This window comes from Flavimarina sp. Hel_I_48, assembly GCF_000733945.1.
GTDB lineage: Bacteria > Bacteroidota > Bacteroidia > Flavobacteriales > Flavobacteriaceae > Leeuwenhoekiella.
In genome coordinates, this window is sequence record NZ_JPOL01000002.1 from 1,808,970 (window position 1) to 1,825,484 (window position 16,515).

The 16,515-nt window shown below is 39.7% G+C and carries 17 protein-coding genes; 8 read left to right on the forward strand and 9 right to left on the reverse strand.

The window, feature by feature from the left end; all coding sequences use genetic code 11:
- Positions 1-610 precede the first annotated feature (610 nt).
- The gene (locus tag P162_RS07990; RefSeq protein ID WP_031426775.1) at positions 611-1,090 is read left to right on the forward strand and encodes a regulatory protein RecX; all 480 of its coding nucleotides are present in this window, start codon (positions 611-613) and stop codon (positions 1,088-1,090) included.
- Here P162_RS07990 and P162_RS07995 read toward each other — a convergent pair.
- The gene (locus P162_RS07995; RefSeq protein ID WP_031426776.1) at positions 1,080-1,802 is read right to left on the reverse strand and encodes a geranylgeranylglyceryl/heptaprenylglyceryl phosphate synthase; all 723 of its coding nucleotides are present in this window, start codon (positions 1,800-1,802) and stop codon (positions 1,080-1,082) included. The two genes, P162_RS07990 and P162_RS07995, sit on opposite strands and share 11 nt — an antisense overlap.
- A gap of 4 nt (positions 1,803-1,806) precedes the next feature.
- Positions 1,807-2,439, reverse strand: a complete 633-nt coding sequence (locus P162_RS08000) for a 4'-phosphopantetheinyl transferase family protein (protein WP_031426777.1) — start codon at positions 2,437-2,439, stop codon at positions 1,807-1,809.
- Between the two features lie 60 nt (positions 2,440-2,499).
- Here P162_RS08000 and ahcY point away from each other — a divergent pair, with 60 nt between their 5' ends.
- Positions 2,500-3,816 carry an adenosylhomocysteinase gene (ahcY, locus tag P162_RS08005; protein WP_031426779.1) on the forward strand — a complete coding sequence of 439 codons (1,317 nt, stop codon included), beginning with the start codon at positions 2,500-2,502 and terminating at the stop codon, positions 3,814-3,816.
- Positions 3,817-3,961: 145 nt separating this feature from the next.
- Here ahcY and P162_RS08010 read toward each other — a convergent pair whose 3' ends face one another.
- The 4 genes from P162_RS08010 to P162_RS08025 form a co-directional block, all read right to left on the reverse strand.
- Positions 3,962-4,546 (reverse strand): DUF3332 domain-containing protein, encoded by a 585-nt coding sequence (locus P162_RS08010; protein WP_031426780.1) that lies wholly within the window; start codon positions 4,544-4,546, stop codon positions 3,962-3,964.
- A 140-nt stretch (positions 4,547-4,686) separates the two neighbouring features.
- On the reverse strand, positions 4,687-4,950 hold the full coding sequence (rpmA, locus tag P162_RS08015) for a 50S ribosomal protein L27 (RefSeq protein WP_031426782.1): 264 nt from the start codon (positions 4,948-4,950) through the stop codon (positions 4,687-4,689).
- Between the two features lie 33 nt (positions 4,951-4,983).
- A complete protein-coding gene (gene rplU, locus P162_RS08020) occupies positions 4,984-5,643 on the reverse strand; it encodes a 50S ribosomal protein L21 (RefSeq protein WP_031426783.1) in 660 nt (219 codons plus the stop codon).
- Positions 5,644-5,745: 102 nt separating this feature from the next.
- On the reverse strand, positions 5,746-6,210 hold the full coding sequence (locus P162_RS08025) for a DUF4199 domain-containing protein (RefSeq protein ID WP_031426784.1): 465 nt from the start codon (positions 6,208-6,210) through the stop codon (positions 5,746-5,748).
- A gap of 253 nt (positions 6,211-6,463) precedes the next feature.
- Between P162_RS08025 and P162_RS08030 the strand changes: the two genes are divergently transcribed.
- Both P162_RS08030 and P162_RS08035 read left to right on the forward strand, forming a co-directional pair.
- Positions 6,464-7,780 carry a M16 family metallopeptidase gene (locus tag P162_RS08030; protein WP_031426785.1) on the forward strand — a complete coding sequence of 439 codons (1,317 nt, stop codon included), beginning with the start codon at positions 6,464-6,466 and terminating at the stop codon, positions 7,778-7,780.
- Between the two features lie 76 nt (positions 7,781-7,856).
- Entirely contained in the window at positions 7,857-9,926 is a 2,070-nt protein-coding gene (locus P162_RS08035; RefSeq protein WP_031426787.1) for a M16 family metallopeptidase, read from the forward strand.
- An 82-nt stretch (positions 9,927-10,008) separates the two neighbouring features.
- Here the strand turns inward: P162_RS08035 and gldD are convergent, their stop codons facing one another.
- Genes gldD through P162_RS08050 form a run of 3 tightly spaced genes read right to left on the reverse strand, consistent with a single transcriptional unit; the run spans position 10,009 to position 12,456 of the window.
- The gene (gene gldD, locus P162_RS08040; protein WP_410471164.1) at positions 10,009-10,608 is read right to left on the reverse strand and encodes a gliding motility lipoprotein GldD; all 600 of its coding nucleotides are present in this window, start codon (positions 10,606-10,608) and stop codon (positions 10,009-10,011) included.
- Entirely contained in the window at positions 10,601-11,926 is a 1,326-nt protein-coding gene (locus tag P162_RS08045; protein ID WP_031426789.1) for a gliding motility-associated protein GldE, read from the reverse strand. The genes gldD and P162_RS08045 overlap by 8 nt, the downstream gene beginning before the upstream one ends.
- Positions 11,927-11,967: 41 nt before the next feature.
- The gene (locus P162_RS08050) at positions 11,968-12,456 is read right to left on the reverse strand and encodes a single-stranded DNA-binding protein (protein WP_031426790.1); all 489 of its coding nucleotides are present in this window, start codon (positions 12,454-12,456) and stop codon (positions 11,968-11,970) included.
- 381 nt (positions 12,457-12,837) lie between these two features.
- Between P162_RS08050 and P162_RS08055 the strand changes: the two genes are divergently transcribed.
- The 4 genes from P162_RS08055 to P162_RS08070 are packed head-to-tail and all read left to right on the forward strand — an operon-like array spanning position 12,838 to position 16,492.
- Positions 12,838-15,375 carry a tetratricopeptide repeat protein gene (locus P162_RS08055; protein ID WP_031426791.1) on the forward strand — a complete coding sequence of 846 codons (2,538 nt, stop codon included), beginning with the start codon at positions 12,838-12,840 and terminating at the stop codon, positions 15,373-15,375.
- 10 nt (positions 15,376-15,385) lie between these two features.
- On the forward strand, positions 15,386-15,913 hold the full coding sequence (locus tag P162_RS08060; protein WP_316931592.1) for a polymer-forming cytoskeletal protein: 528 nt from the start codon (positions 15,386-15,388) through the stop codon (positions 15,911-15,913).
- The gene (locus P162_RS08065; protein ID WP_031426793.1) at positions 15,882-16,097 is read left to right on the forward strand and encodes an AtpZ/AtpI family protein; all 216 of its coding nucleotides are present in this window, start codon (positions 15,882-15,884) and stop codon (positions 16,095-16,097) included. The genes P162_RS08060 and P162_RS08065 overlap by 32 nt, the downstream gene beginning before the upstream one ends.
- Positions 16,094-16,492, forward strand: a complete 399-nt coding sequence (locus tag P162_RS08070) for a DUF6168 family protein (protein ID WP_031426794.1) — start codon at positions 16,094-16,096, stop codon at positions 16,490-16,492. Before P162_RS08065 ends, P162_RS08070 begins: the two co-directional genes overlap by 4 nt.
- Positions 16,493-16,515 lie beyond the last annotated feature (23 nt).

The following is a 16,515-nucleotide window of genomic DNA, read 5'->3' on the forward strand; positions in this document are numbered from 1 at the left end:
AAATACGGTTTTAGTCGGTTTTCCGTAGTTATCAATGAATATGAGTGGAAAATCAAAAAATATGATTTAGAAACCTTTAGAGATATTAACCTATAAAGCATCGAGTAGAGAATCTGTTGGATAAACTTCCATATGCACCGGAAAAATACTGAGCGTTAGGTATTGCAGTGGCTCGGCCAGCCCCTACCAGGAGGAAGCCTTTTTGTGAGGCACGAACAAAAAGATTGTAACGTAAAGCCCCGCCCGCAAGGTAACGCCCAAAACTATCAAAGAACTAAATAATTAAGCTACGTTTGAAACCTCTAATTTTATATTAAGCAGCTTTGCGATTATTCAATCAAACGTTTAAAATCGCGCTTCAAAACCCCTTTTTATGGAATCTTGAGCTTCAAAAAGCTCAATTTTATACCATAAATTGACCTATTTAAGCCTATTTTTCTTTGAAAACAAATCTTGCATTAGGGATTGCAGTGGAAATCCTTTTTGTGAGGCACGAACAAAAAGATTGAAACGCAAAACCCGACCAGCAGGGAAACGCCCAAAAAATTAATTAAAGGGCCGAAAAGTTACTTGGAAATCAAAATGAACAAGATTGCTTAATTTTACGTTCATGGAACCCAAGGTAAAAACCTACACCGTAGATGAAGCCCGCGATAAACTGGAAAATTACTGTATTTACCAGGACCGTTGCCATAAAGAAGTGCGCGATAAACTGTACACCATGCGAATGATCCCGGCAGCCATTGAGCAGATTACCATTCATCTTATAGAAGAAAAATATCTAAATGAAGAACGGTTTGCCCGAAGTTTTGCCCGCGGAAAATTCAAAAGCAAAAAATGGGGAAAAAGCCGAATTATAAGGGAACTGCGCAGCCGTGAAATCTCTAAACCGAATATAGATCTCGCCTTAAAAGAGATAAACGAGGAGGATTATTTAGCAACCTTTGAAGCACTCGTTGAAAAGCGTATGGGCCAACTCACTTCCGAAAAGAATAAGTTTAAAAAGAAAAAAAAGCTTGCAGATTATTTACTCTACCGTGGCTGGCCCACACATTGGATCTATGAGAAAGCAAGCGAACTTATACCTTAAAAACATCATTTTCAAGCGCCGTTCCCACAACTACCAGAGTTGCCCCTGCATGATAGGCAGCTTCCATTGTATTTTTGTCCCGTATCCCACCGCCTACAATAAGCGGAACGTCTATAGCCGCATGCACCGCTTTAATTACAGATGTTAATACAGGATGTTTTGCTCCGCTACCAGCTTCCAGGTAGATGAGTTTTTTACCGGCATATTGACCGGCGAGCGCCGTCGCTACAATAGTATCAATATCCTTCATGCCTAAAGGCAATGTATGACTCACACGTTGTACACTTGTTATATTTCCCCCGTTTATAAGAATATAACCGGTAGGAATTACTTCCATAGTAGAGGTTCTCAAAAAAGGCACTGCCTTTATATGTTCCCCAATCAAATAATCTGGATTGCGCCCGGAAATCAAACTTAAAAACAGCAAAGCATCGAAGCCTTTTACCAATTGATTGTGATTTCCCGGGAACAATAAAACGGGCAATGTTGTGTGTTTTTTGATTTCTTCAACACAAGCTTTGATAACTGATGTCCCTCCAGTGCTGCCACCCACAAATATATGGGTAGAAAAAGAAGGTATTTTGGTCAAAAAACGGGATATTTCAGTTAGTTTTTGTTTCTCTGGATCAATTAATACGGCAAATAGCGGGTTTCCTTTAAGATGGGCTTCAACGATCTGATCATAAATTAAACATACTTTTGATTGCGTCATGCGGTTACTTTGTAAGTGCATATACACACGTAAAGCCTTCAAATTCCGTAAAAACTATAGTGTAGTGGCTTTCATTCCCCTGATAATTAATAACAGCGGTTGTCTTCCCGTTGTCAAAATCAAAATCGTTCACGTAAATATGCTGCAGGAAGCTCAGGCCTTTTACGCCGTAAATTTTATACAGGGATTCTTTGGCACCCCACACAATAGTTAGTTTGCGCATAACGGCATCATCATTTGCCAGGGTTCTGTACTCTTTTAGAGGTGTGAATTTTGGGGCGATTTTCAGGATTTTTTCACGCTGTTTTTCGATATCCACCCCTACTGCAATCGTTTCTGAAATAATGATCGCGGTAAATTCATACGAGTGCGTTATAGAAATAAAATTACCATTCTTGAGGTGCGGTTTTCCAAAATCATCATAATACATATCGTGATCCACATAACCCAATGCTGCCAGAAGTTTTCTAATACTCATAAAAGCACGCTGGTGCAATAGCGATTTCATGTGCTTAAAACGATTTTTGCAATGCGGGGTAAGTTCCACCCCTTCAGCAAGTTTATCTAAAGGTTCTTCAACCTTCCAGATTGCCAGCGAAGTGGTTTTGTTTACTGTTATAATTTTGTAAAGTGGCACGTTAACTATCGGATTATATGTACTTTTGAAGGTAATTCAAGAAAAACAAAGATAAATAATATGGCAACGAAAACATTGCAATACGTACCCAATAAAGTAAAAAACATTTCATTAGCTGCTTACGGCCGCAAGGAGATCGAACTCGCCGAAGCAGAAATGCCGGGACTTATGTCCCTTCGTGAGGAATATAAAGAGGAGCAGCCACTTAAAGGCGCACGCATCGCAGGATGTTTGCACATGACCATACAAACGGCCGTTCTTATTGAAACATTGATTTCGCTGGGAGCAGAGGTAACATGGAGTTCTTGTAATATATTTTCTACTCAGGACCATGCCGCTGCTGCCATAGCAGAAGCTGGTATCCCTGTATATGCATGGAAGGGAATGAACGAGGAAGAGTTTAACTGGTGTATCGAGCAAACACTTTTTTTTGGCGAAGACCGCAAACCTCTTAACATGATTCTTGATGATGGTGGGGATTTGACCAATATGGTTTTTGACAAGTATCCAGAACTTGCAGAAGGTATCAATGGTTTATCTGAAGAAACAACTACCGGTGTTCACCGTCTATATGAGCGCATGAAGAAAGGAACACTTTCCATGCCTGCCATTAATGTAAATGATAGTGTGACCAAGTCTAAGTTTGACAATAAATACGGTTGTCGCGAAAGCGCCGTAGATGCCATTCGTCGTGCAACTGACGTTATGTTAGCTGGTAAACGTGTGGTAGTTTGCGGTTATGGTGATGTAGGTAAAGGTACTGCTCAATCGTTTAAAGGTGCTGGTTCTATTGTTACCGTAACCGAAATTGATCCTATTTGCGCCCTACAGGCGGCTATGGATGGTTTTGAAGTCAAGAAGCTTGAAAATGTACTTTCAAAAGCGGATATCGTGATCACGACTACTGGAAACAAAGGTATTGTACGTAGTGAGCATTTTGAAGCCATGAAGGACAAAACAATTGTTTGTAACATAGGCCATTTTGATAATGAAATTGCTGTGGCCTGGCTTAATGAGAACTATGGTGATACTAAAGATGAAATCAAACCACAAGTTGATAAATACACGATCAACGGTAAGGATATTATTCTTCTTGCTGAAGGCCGACTTGTAAACCTGGGTTGTGCTACAGGACATCCTAGTTTTGTAATGAGTAACTCTTTTACAAATCAGACCCTGGCTCAAATTGAACTGTGGACTAATCCTGATAACTACGAGAATAAAGTTTATATGTTACCGAAACATCTGGATGAGAAAGTAGCGAAACTACATTTAGAAAAAATAGGAGTAGAACTTACAGAATTATCTGAAGAACAAGCCGAATATATAGGTGTGGAAGTAGAAGGACCGTACAAACCAGAATACTACAGATACTAAAATTCACTCAGCTGAATTTAAGAATCCCGTGCTTCATGCACGGGATTTTTTGTTTATAATACTTACCTATTATGCCCAATTATTGGCTCTAAAACAGCAAAAACCCCGCAAAAGCGGGGTTTTTTAATAGTATGATTTGGAAAAATTAGTTCCCAACTACTAATGTACGCTGCTCAAATTTAAAGTTGTGTACGGCTTCATTAATTTGTGCCAAACTTTCTTCACGACTTTCAGCAGGATTTATTTTAACGGTTTCTCCATTAGGAAGATAAACGAGCATCAACCCATCTTTAAAAGAAGAAAGCTTGATTAGTTCGCCATCTTTTTCTGTATTCCAGGATTGATCTTCTGGCTTGTATACCAGGGATATAGTATTGCCCTGCTTTTCACCATCTATAACAGTTATATCAAATTTATTTTTGGTTGCGGTCATCTTATAGGTATTCCCTTTATAAGCAAGTACTTCGGTCTGGCTCTCTCCTTCATTCATTGCAACCGGGTTGTCCCCACTCCAGAATTCAATTACGTTGAAGATCAAGGTATCCCCTGCAAAGAAAAGTCCGTAAACTGGAATAATATTCAGTCCCCAGAAGATTAAGTTGTTTACAAATTTGTTGTTGGTCGCATCTTCATTCCACTCCCTGAGGTTATTAAAAGCACTGTAAGAACCCAGGCAACTGTTGAACAAAAAGGCTAAGCATAGCATTCCTACGATAGATAATTTTTTCATGATTTAAGTGTATTTGTTAGATCGAAAAAATACAAATCTTTGCGCACTATTTAACAAAACTCCTAGGATTTAACATCAAAAAAAAAGATGAACAGGTACAAAAACCTGTTCATCTTTAATATTCTTAAAAAGAATAAAAATTATGCCTGTCCTACTGGATCTATAGACACATAAGATTTATCATCTTTTTTCTTGGTAAACCTTACAACTCCGTCAACTTTTGCATGCAAGGTGTGATCCTTACCTGCATAAACGTTTTCACCGGGTTTGTGAGCAGTACCACGCTGTCTTACAATAATATTTCCTGCGATAGCTGGCTGACCTCCAAAAATCTTAACACCTAAACGTTTCGATTCCGAATCCCTGCCGTTTTTCGAACTACCAACTCCTTTTTTGTGAGCCATTTTTTAAAGTTTTATGTGATTATACTTTAATTCTTAGTTTTTAAGCAACGCTTTAGCTTGCTTTACCCATTCATCAGATTCAATCTTTTCACGGGTAATACCGTCTATAGAAGAAAGTTCTTCCATATCTGCTTCTTTGAGTTTACTTATTTGCTCATAGGTAAAAATCCCTACTTCGTTAAGTCTCTTTTCATAGGCTGGGCCTATACCGTTGATCTCTTTAAGATTATCTGCATCCTCTTTTTTAGCGGTGCCTATATTCTTTAAAAAACCATTAGCATCAGAAGCTTGATTTTCGCTGGTTTTAGACTCTTTTTTTGAAGCGTCTTTTGCAGCTTCGGTCTTTTTTGAATCCTCTTTCTTAGATTCTTTCTTTTTACCAGAAAGACTAATATCAACAATTTCCAGTTGCGTTAAGGACTGTCTGTGACCGTTTTTCTTTTTGTAACCTTTACGTCTCTTTTTCTTGAAGACGATTACTTTGTCACCTCTAAGGTGCTTTACGACTTTTGCTCCTACGAGAGCGCCGTCTATAGCCGGGGCGCCTAAAGTTACGTTACCGTTATCATCAGCAAGAAGGACTTTGTCAAAAGAGACATTTGCTCCTTCATCTTCTGCTAGGCGGTTTACGTAGATCTTCTGGTCTTTCGCAACTTTAAATTGCTGCCCTGCTATCTCTACAATTGCATACATAGCGTTATGGTTAAAAATTAAAATAACTGTGCCAGGCCGTCAGGCCATAGCGGGCGCAAATATACAGCTATTTACTTAAAACACAAATCTATAAAATGAAATTTATTTTTGTTGTTTCTTAGTGCTCTTCGTGTTCCAGCTTTGTTTGAACAACTGCATAAAACTTAAGGTAAGTACTGCTGATGTGGCAAAGCCAAAAATAGCCACTAAAAATATAAGACTTCCCAGGCTTGTATTGTAAGTATCCTCCCAGCGGTTAATAATGTTGTCCAAAAAGTCAGGATTGAAATTACCCGCGTACAGGGCAAAGAAAATCGTAAAAAGTATCGTGGCAACAAAACCTGTTACCACACCTACAGAAAAACCGTCACTATATTCAAAAGAAGGCCCTTTTTCCCTTTTGTAGTATTTTATGGCCTCAAAAATCCCGAAACCAGTAATCACCCCATTAAAAAGGCTGAAAAAAGGATTTACATGCAATCCAAAAAGGGATAACAATAGAAAATAAACTATAAGGGCAGCAGCAATTGCAAGACCAAAACGTATGGGTAAAATAATTTTAGGCATAATTCAAGTTTTTGTATAAAGGTCTTACATTTCTGATGCATTACCGTCTATGGTCCTGTTAAATTTAACATTTATAATGTGTTTATGCAAACCTTTGCGTTAATTGAATTATTTCTAAATTATGCTATATTATTAACTGGTTTAAATGCTTTACAAGAAGTATATATTCATTCCTGTCGGTCAATAGTAGCTTTTTGTAACGAATCCTGTATTTTGACGTCCTACTGAACGATTAATCAAAACCCTAAATAAAATGAAAAATTCCATTTTTTCACTTCTATCCCTTTTTACTCTTACCTTTTGTGCTACCGCACAGGAAGTTGACTTTAGGGAATATGATCTAGACAATGGCCTGCATGTAATACTTCATCAGGATAAATCTGCCCCGGTAGTGACAACATCTGTTATGTACCATGTGGGCGGAAAGGATCGTGAAGATGGCCGCACCGGTTTTGCCCATTTCTTTGAACATTTGCTATTTGAAGGTACCGAAAATATTGATAAGGGCAAATGGTTTGAGATCGTTAGTTCTAACGGTGGGTCAAACAATGCCAATACCACAAATGACCGTACCTATTACTATGAAAATTTCCCTTCAAACAATCTCAAGCTGGGATTATGGATGGAGTCTGAACGTATGCTGCACCCCATCATTGGTCAGGACGGCGTAGATACGCAAAACGAAGTAGTAAAAGAAGAACTTCGCATGCGTTACGACAATTCACCTTATGGACAGGTAATCAATGCCGTTAGCAAAAATGTTTTCAGTAAGCATCCCTATAAAGATCCTAACGTAGGGTATATGGAAGATCTGGATGCTGCAACGCTACAGGAATTTCAGGGTTATTTTAAAAAATATTACGTTCCCAATAACGCGGTACTTGTCGTTGCAGGGGATATTGAAATAGCACAAACCGAAAAATTGATTGAAGATTATTTTGGTCCTATACCAAAGGGCGCGGAGATTGATCGCGATTTTCCCGAAGAGGAACCTATTACCGAAGAAATCAATACCGAATTCTTTGACAAAAACATACAGATTCCTGCACTTATCAACGCGTATCGTACTCCAGGTTTTGCTGATCGTGATGCCTATGTCTTAAATATGATCTCTTCTTATTTGAGCGACGGTAAAAGTTCAAAACTTTATAAAAAACTGGTTGAAGATCAAAAACAAGCTTTGCAAATAGGTGCTTTTAATGTCGCCCAGGAAGATTATGGCGCGTACCTGGTTTTTGGGCTTCCGTTAGGGGAAACTGCTCTAGACACTCTTGCTGTGGAAATAGAAGAAGAGATTGCAAACGTGAGGAACAGCCTTATTTCTGAACGTGATTATGAAAAGCTTCAAAATCAGTTTGAAAGCAGTTATGTAAATTCAAACTCAAGTGTATCTGGCATTGCAGGTTCCCTTGCCACGTATTATTTACTGTATGGCGATACAGACCTCATCAATGAAGAAATAGATATTTATCGTTCTATTTCACGCGAAGAAATCAAGGAAGTGGCCAATAAGTACCTCAAACCTAATCAGCGGGTAATCATTGATTATTTGCCGGAAGCGGGTCAATAAGCATCAAAATAGATCGGTTTTTTGCCTTAAAAGACCACTTTATTGAACAATTTTTAAAATTTAAATTAAAAGCATAATGAAAAATATACTATTCAGTCTTCTGTTTATAAGCAGTCTGGTGGCAACCGCGCAAATAGATCGCAGCGTACAGCCTAAACCCGGCCCTGCACCAGAAATCAACCTTGGCGTACCAGAAACTTTCAGTCTTGATAATGGGCTAAAGGTAATCGTGGTAGAAAATCACAAACTCCCCAGGGTAACCTTTAACCTTAGCCTTGATAACCCGCCGGTAGTTGAGGGCGAGATTGCGGGCGTTTCCAGCATTTTGAGCGGTATGCTGGGAAAAGGTTCGTCAACTATCGCAAAAGATGCGTACAACGAAGAGGTAGATTACCTGGGTGCTTCCATGAATTTTAGCGCGAACGGCGTTAGTGCCAGCGGACTCTCAAAATACAGCGAACGTATTCTTGAGCTTATGTCTGAGGCGGCGATCCATCCTAATTTTACGCAGGAAGAATTTGATACCGAACGTACCAAAGAAAAAGAAAACCTAAAATCTGCCGAAAAAAGCGTTCCTCAAGTGGCCGCCGTTGTAAGTCAAAGCCTTGCCTATGGTAAAAACACTGCGAAGGGCGAGTTTGAGACCCAGGAATCTCTGGACAGGGTAAAACTAGATGATGTAAAGAGTTTTTATAATACCAACTTCCTTCCAAACAATGCATACCTCGTTGTCGTGGGAGATGTGAAGTCTAATAAGATAAAAAAACAGATCAAGAGCAATTTCAAGGACTGGAAGAAGGGAAATGCTCCAGCAAACGATCCAGCTTCTGCAAAAAACCTGGATAACACTACCATCAATTTTGTGGATATGCCTAATGCGGTACAATCTGAAGTAATCGTAGAAAATACTATAGATCTCAAAATGAGCGATCCAGATTATTTTCCTGCCATTATAGCAAATCAGATCCTGGGCGGCGGTGGCGAGGCGCGCTTGTTTCAAAACCTTAGGGAAGACAAAGGGTATACTTATGGTGCGTATTCTTCGCTGGGGAACAGTAAATTTGGTTCCTCGCTTTTTAGTGCTTCGGCAAGTGTGCGTAATGTGGTAACAGACAGTTCTGTGGTTGCTTTTCTAAAAGAAATACAAGATTTCCGTAAGAATAAAATCAAAGACATTGACCTTGAAAACGCCAAGGCTCGCTATGTGGGCAGTTTTGTGCGCTCACTGGAGCAGCCTGCCACCATTGCGCAGTTCGCCATTAATATTGAAACGGAAAACCTGCCAGATGATTTCTATAAAACCTACCTCAGCAAAATAAATGCCGTGACTAAGGAGCAGGTTCAGACCGTGGCACAAAAGTATTTTATGCTTGACAACGCCCGTATAGTGGTAGTGGGAAAAGGAAGTGAGGTTCTTGAAAATCTTGAAAAAGTACAATTTAAGGGCAAGGCTATACCCATCACCTATTATGATAAAGAAGCTAACGAGGTCGAAAAGCCGAGTTATGAAAGTGCGATTCCTGAAGGGATAACCGCTCAGACTGTCCTCAATAAATATATCGAAACCATAGGTGGCGAAGAAAAGCTGAAAACAGTAAAGTCTATCGTAATGATGGCTGCCGCCGAAATACAGGGAATGAAATTGAGCATGGAAATGAAGAAGTCTGATAAAGGCCAGTTTTTGCAGGAAATTGCCATGATGGGCAACGTGATGAGCAAGCAGGTTTACGATGGCAAAGAAGGTTATGCGATGGCACAGGGTCAAAAAATGGAACTTTCTGCAGAGCAACTTGTAGCTATGAAAGAAGAGGCTGCGCTTTTTCCAGAACTTGATTATCTGACTGCAGAAAATACTTCGCTTGACGGCATGCAAAAGGTGGATGGCAAAGATGCCTACTTAGTTAAAGTAAGTGACAAAAAAACGAACTTCTACGATGCAGAAAGCGGATTGAAAATCAAGGAAGTCAGCACTGTGGAAGCCAATGGCCAAACAATGACCCAGGCGCTGGAACTGGGAAATTATGAGGCGGTAGATGGGATTTTATTTCCTTATATGCTCTCCACTTCTTTTGGTCCTCAAAAAGTAGATTTCAACGTTTCGGAGATCATGCTCAATGCAGGTGTAAAAGAGGATGATTTCGAATAAATATGACCGTTTTCTGAACAAAAAAGGCTGGTTTTACCAGCCTTTTTTGTTTTTTATAACCTTATTTCACAATAGGATTTTTCTACTTCCATTGTAAACTTTCCATGAGATGTTTTATATCGTCTTTTAGATAAGCTGCCGCGGGATAAATACTGTCGTAATTGGGCTTCGCATTGAAATAAATAGAACCGGTAAGAAAATGTGAGGTACTGTCAGTAACGTAAAATTGCGATTGTGAAGCTGCATTCCCAGAGACATCGTAAAACATGCCATAAACGTCTTTTGCATCGTTCACATATTTCTCTTCTACGATATTGTCTGCTTTTATCACATGCTCATACGTTAGCTTCTGCGCATCGGTGAGCAGTTGTTTGATGTTATTTTGTACCGGGCGATAGGTAAGGTATAAAGCACCATTGAGATCGGGATATGAAATAACTACAGAGCAGTCTTTTTCAAACTGCACTTCTCCCAGATCATTTTTTTGAAATAGATATGGACAATCACTTTGATCAAAAGATTCATAGTTTGCCGCGGGATAATTTAAGGCAAGCATTCCATTAGGTTTAGGTAATGGGTCTTCTTTACAGGCAAAGACGGAAAACGAGAGAAAACCAACTAAAATCGCCTTATTTATCTGCTTTTTTACCCGTTTTTTCAACATAGTGTGAGCTTTATTCATTCATGATCGTCATTTTGATCTGCTTGATACGTTTCTTATCAATAACTTCAATGGTGAAGGAATAATTGTCAAAAACGAGAATTTCGTTCTTTTTAGGGAATCCCTGTGAAATTTCCAATAAGAACCCGGCAAGTGTTTCGGCTTCTCCTTTTTTGTCTTCAAAAAGGCTATAATCTTCAAGTTTGATGACTTTATAAAAATCTTTTAAAGAGGTTTTGCCTTCAAAAATATAGTTGTTGTCATCAAGTTTTGAAAAAATGATATCCTCATCATCAAATTCATCGCTAATGTCTCCCACAATTTCCTCAATAATATCCTCAAGAGAAATCAGACCACTTGTCCCACCGTATTCATCTACGACAATGGCGAGATGATTCCGTTTGTCTTTAAACTCATTGAGCAGATCATCCAGCTTTTTATTTTCGGGAACAAAATAAGCCTCACGTAATAAAGTGGTCCAGTCAAAATTTTCTTCATCAATATGCGGAAGCAGATCTTTTACATATAAAATCCCAGAAATGGAATCCACACTCTCTTTATAGACCGGCACCCGTGAAAACCCATTTTCAATAATGGGCGGAATAATATCGGCATAGCTAAGGGCCTGATTGAGGGCAAAAATATCCATACGGGGTTTCATGACCTGTTTGGTATCGGTATTGCCAAAACTTACAATTCCTTTTAAGATTTTTTGTTCTTCAAGCGAAGTGTCCTCCTCACTGGTAAGTTCTAATGCCTGTGAAAGTTGATCCACGCTAATATTTGCCTTCTGTTTGCCAAAACGGTTTTGCATGAACAAGGTTACGGAGCGCATGGGCATGCTTATAGGGGTAAAAATAAAGTCCATCACCATCATGGGGTACGCCATTTGATGCGAGAACTTCACGCGGTTCCTGCTCGCGTAAACTTTAGGCAGAATTTCCCCGAACATAAGGATCAAAAAGGTCACCAGAACAACTTCTACCACAAACCGAAGATCTGTGATCCAGAACTTTATGGCTTCAAGATCTGCAAAGAGCACCTCTCCCAGGGTTGTAAAAATGAGTACAATGGCAATATTGATAAAGTTGTTTGCGACTAATATGGTCGCGAGCAATTTCTTGGGACGGTCCAACAATTTGATGACCAGAACCTCCTTACGGGAACGCTTTTCTGGATCAAGCTCAAGATCTGAGGGGGTTAGGGAGAAGAATGCCACTTCGGTGCCACTTATCAAGGCAGAACATATCAATAAAATGATGACGGTAAAAATACTTATCATCGTGGCAACGGTAAAAGGTTCTTGTTGCACAATTAAACTTGCGGGATCAGGATCCAATAGAAGGGTTTTTTGTTGATGATATGCCTTTTAAAAGGCTGTTAGAAGGGAAGATCATCCTCTTCTTCATCTTGCTGCGCGGCCGGGGCAGGGGGATTGCCATATTGCTGTGCAGGTTGGTTATTATTTTGCTTATGCTGTGCGGGTTGCTGCTGGCCACCCTGGGGATTTTGTGGTGCGCTGCTGGCATCTTTAGGGGTGAGAAACGTAAACTCGTTACATTGTACTTCTGTACTGTAACGGTCATTACCTTGCTCATCTTGCCATTTTCTGGTTTTTAAACGTCCTTCTATATAGACTTTATCGCCTTTTGCCAGGTATTTTTCACAGATTTCGGCAGCTTTGTTGCGCACTACGATATTGTGCCATTCTGTATTACTGACTTTTTCACCGGTACTCTTGTTTACATATTCTTCATTAGTAGCTACCGGAAAACGGCCTATACAGCCTCCTCCTTCAAAATAATGCATTTTAACATCATCTCCGGTGTGCCCTATAAGCATGATTTTGTTCAATGTACCTGCTGCCATAATAAATTGTATTGAAGGGTCAAAATTAGTGAAAATCATCCAGTTGTTAAAGTAAAAGTATGTTAAGCCTATTTTGAAGCGCTACTTTATAAAAACCAGAAATTTTAAGGAGCGTCGCAGCAACCATAAAAGACTAAACTGTAATCTCAAATGAGCTGGCGGTTCGTAAATACCATTTTCACCAGCGACATTAGTTACATTGATGTATAAATAACCGATACATTATGGTATATCTAACGCAGCCAATTTATTGAATTCAAGCGGCAAACCTTTGTCAATTAGATTCTATAAGGTGTATAAATTTCTAAAAAACACCCTATTTTTACCACTTTTCATACTAAAACGGCTATTTTACGTTTTTAAATAATAATCCTGAGCCCATTGCAAAACGCTTACAACAAACTACTTCCACTGCTTGCACTATTGCTTTTATGCATAGGCTGCTCCCGTAAAAACGACAGTTTCCTGAGCCGCAACTTTCATGCGGTTACAGCAAAGTACAATACCCTTTATAATGGTGAAGTTGCTTTTGAAGAAGGCCGGGAGGCACTTGTGGCAACTTATCAGGATAATTTTTGGGAAATACTCCCCATTGAACGCCTGGAGCAGTTTAACATGATCACCTTACCGGGAGAGTCAAAAGATGCAAACTTTGAACGTGCCGAAGAAAAGGCGATCAAGGCCATCCAGAAACACAGTATGGAAATTAAGGGCAAAGAACGCAATCCTAAAATTGACGAAGCTTTTATGCTTTTGGGGAAATCCCGTTATTATGATCAGCGGTTTGTACGTGCACTAGAATCTTTCAACTATATCCTGGCCGTTTATCCTACGAGCAACAACATCGCACAGGCCAATATCTGGAAGGCAAAAACGAATATCCGCCTCGATAACGATGTGATCGCCATAGAAAACCTGCATGAATTACTGGAGGAAGAAGAAAGTTTGAATAATCAAGATTATGCTGATGCTTCTGCCATGCTTGCGCAGGGATACCTCAATATCAACAGAAAGGACAGCGCCCTGGTTTATATAGATAAAGCAGCAGCGCTTACGCGGAAAAATGAAGAAGAAGGAAGATATCTTTATATAGAAGGCCAGATTTATGATGCCATAGGGGAACACGGCCTGGCCAATGAAACCTATACTAAAGTTATTGATCTCAATAGGAGGATCCCACGACGCTATATGATCAATGCTTACATCGCACGCGCCCGAAATTTTGATTATGAGACCGAAGATCGCGTGGCCTTTCTGGAAATGCTTCAGGAATTGGCTGAAAACCGTGAAAACCGACCTTTTTTAGACCGAATTTATAACCAATTGGGCGAATATTACCTCAATATCAAAGAGACTGATACCGCGATCATTTACTACAACAAATCGCTTAGAACACCGGGCAACGACACGTACCTAAAGTCGCGTGATTACCTCACGCTGGGGAATATTGCGTTTGACAGCGCCCAGTATCAACAAGCGGGCGCGTACTATGACAGCACACTTACTAACATAAACGATCGTACACGTGAATATCGTGACATCAACAAAAAAAGGGAAAACCTGACCGATGTGATTCGTTATGAACAAATAGCGAAAGAAAATGACAGTATCCTTGCGCTGGTTGCCATGAACGATGAAGATCGCGTTGCCTTTTTTGAGGACTACGTTTCAAAACTAAAAGAACAGGCCGCAAAAGATTCTATTGCGGCAGTGGCCAATGGTGGAATCGTAAACAATGAATTTTTCACTTCAGAACCGGGAATATCCGGTCCACAGGCGGGTACATTTTATTTTTATAACGCGGCCACGGTAGCGCAGGGTAAATTGAATTTTAAGGCGCGCTGGGGAAACCGTGAACTCGTAGACAACTGGAGGCTTTCAAGTACGCGCAGTATTGCAAATGGGGATGATGCTATCGCACAATCTGAACAGGACAGTACGGGAACAGATGCCCGTTATGACATAGATCAATACATAGCCAGTATCCCAACGGCAACGGGAAAAATTGACACCTTATCCCGTGATCGTAATTTTGCGTATTATCAATTGGGCCTTATTTATAAAGAAAAATTTAAAGAATACGATCTTGCAGCCCAGCGCCTCGAGAAATTACTGGATCAAGACCCTGAAGAACGTCTGGTACTTCCTACAAAGTACCATCTTTATCAAATTTTCGGCAATGCCGAAAATCCCGCAATGGAGCAGCAGTACCGTGATGATATTCTTAACAACCATGCAGATTCACGTTATGCCGCATTTATAAAAAACCCGGACAAGGCACTTGATAAGGAGGCTGACAGTCCAGAAACGCTTTACAGTGCCCTTTTCCGCAGTTTTGAACAGCAACAGTATGAATACGTTATCACACAGGCAGACGCCTATATTGATCAGTTTGTGGGCGATCCTTTTGTGCCAAAATTTGAATTACTGAAAGCTACCGCCATAGGGAAGTTGCGCGGTTTTGAGGATTATAAGGAAGCATTAAATTATGTGGCGCTCAATTATCCCAATGAAGAGGAGGGCAAAAAAGCCCAGCAAACTTTAGAAGAGGTTATACCACAGATACAGGATAGCGCTTTTACTCCTGATATGGAATCACAAAGCTGGAAGCTTGTTTATTCTTTTCCTACAGGTAACGATGAAGACTTTGAAAAGAAACGGGAGGGGTTGCAGCACGCACTCAATGTTTATTTTTTCACACAGTACTATATTTCGGCAGATTTTTATACTGCACAGGAACGTCTGCTGGTTCTTCATGGCTTTACGAGCAAAGACGCTGCTGAACGTTTTGCCTATAAACTGGAAACCGATGAAGATTATGACTGGAAAACACCTGCAACGCCCATAAGTTCAAAAAATTACAGGACGATTCAGCTTCATAAAAATCTGAATACGTATCTTTCTCATGATTCTAAATAAATGAAAGACAATGAAATGGGAAGAAACCTTGAACCGGTATTTTAATACAACAGATGATGAAAACCAACTGCCGGAAAGCACAACGGACATTACAGAAAAAGAACCAACTCGGAAAGTAAAAAAAAAAGCCATGAACAGATCAAGCACACTGGGCATAGATCCCAATAATAATCAGAATAGAATAAGCCAGGGAACAAAGATTGTAGGTGATATTACATCTTCCGGAAGTTTCCGGGTAGATGGTGAATTTGAAGGTACCATTAAGAGTTCTGGTAAGGTGGTTATAGGAGAAACCGGTACTTTAAAGGGAACACTTCACAGTTCAGAAGTGGAAGTAGAAGGTAAAATAGAAGGCAAGATCGTGGTAAGTGAACTGTTGTCCCTACGTTCTACCGCCCGGGTTCAGGGAGAAGTAATTACTTCAAAATTAGCTGTAGAACCCGGAGCAACATTTAATGCCAGCTGTGATATGAATTCTAACGCAAACCGTGCGATAAAAACCCTGGATGGAAGAGAAAAAACCGAACAGCCCGCTTAAAAACTGGGCAAAATTTTCAACTATCGCTATACAAATGGGGTCGACCATTTATTTCGGAAATCTTTTTGGTGCCTGGTTGGATCGTAAATTTGAAACCACATTTTTAGAACCCGTAGTCTCCCTTATAGCAGTTTTTCTGTCTATGTATGTGATTATACAAGCAGTAAAAAGTCTCGATTCATGAACCTTACAAAGTTATTGACAACGGCAGCCTTGATCATACTGGGCTTAGGTATTGTGTTTTATTTTTTACACCTGGGCGTTTTGAACGTACTTAACGTAGAATTGCCCTATAATTTGCTGAATTTTTATCTCTTTGGAGCAATAAGTAGTTTGATTATTTGCCTCACGTTTATCACACTTCCAGAGTTGCTTCCAGAGCTGCACGATAAGCTGGGATTCATGTTTTTGTTTTCAATTTTCGCAAAACTGTTGTTGTTGGCATTAATATTCAGGAATTTGCTTTTTTCAGATACCGTATTTACAAGAATGGAGCGTCTTAGTATGTTGATTCCCATATTTGTATTCTTGATTTATGAAGTTCTTGTACTTACTAGGATCTTAAAAAAACATTCTTGAATCTATTTCTTGATAAAAAAGAT

Coding starts and splice junctions, on each gene's coding strand:
- P162_RS08010 (WP_031426780.1), bottom strand. CDS start 4,546: ATGAAAAAATTATCTATCGTAGGAATGCTATGCTTAGCCTTTTTGTTC.
- P162_RS08070 (WP_031426794.1), top strand. CDS start 16,094: ATGAACCTTACAAAGTTATTGACAACGGCAGCCTTGATCATACTGGGC.
- P162_RS08035 (WP_031426787.1), top strand. CDS start 7,857: ATGAAAAATATACTATTCAGTCTTCTGTTTATAAGCAGTCTGGTGGCA.
- P162_RS08030 (WP_031426785.1), top strand. CDS start 6,464: ATGAAAAATTCCATTTTTTCACTTCTATCCCTTTTTACTCTTACCTTT.
- rplU (WP_031426783.1), bottom strand. CDS start 5,643: ATGTATGCAATTGTAGAGATAGCAGGGCAGCAATTTAAAGTTGCGAAA.
- P162_RS07990 (WP_031426775.1), top strand. CDS start 611: ATGGAACCCAAGGTAAAAACCTACACCGTAGATGAAGCCCGCGATAAA.
- P162_RS08060 (WP_316931592.1), top strand. CDS start 15,386: ATGAAATGGGAAGAAACCTTGAACCGGTATTTTAATACAACAGATGAT.
- P162_RS08065 (WP_031426793.1), top strand. CDS start 15,882: ATGGAAGAGAAAAAACCGAACAGCCCGCTTAAAAACTGGGCAAAATTT.
- ahcY (WP_031426779.1), top strand. CDS start 2,500: ATGGCAACGAAAACATTGCAATACGTACCCAATAAAGTAAAAAACATT.
- gldD (WP_410471164.1), bottom strand. CDS start 10,608: ATGAATAAAGCTCACACTATGTTGAAAAAACGGGTAAAAAAGCAGATA.
- P162_RS08050 (WP_031426790.1), bottom strand. CDS start 12,456: ATGGCAGCAGGTACATTGAACAAAATCATGCTTATAGGGCACACCGGA.
- P162_RS07995 (WP_031426776.1), bottom strand. CDS start 1,802: ATGACGCAATCAAAAGTATGTTTAATTTATGATCAGATCGTTGAAGCC.
- rpmA (WP_031426782.1), bottom strand. CDS start 4,950: ATGGCTCACAAAAAAGGAGTTGGTAGTTCGAAAAACGGCAGGGATTCG.
- P162_RS08025 (WP_031426784.1), bottom strand. CDS start 6,210: ATGCCTAAAATTATTTTACCCATACGTTTTGGTCTTGCAATTGCTGCT.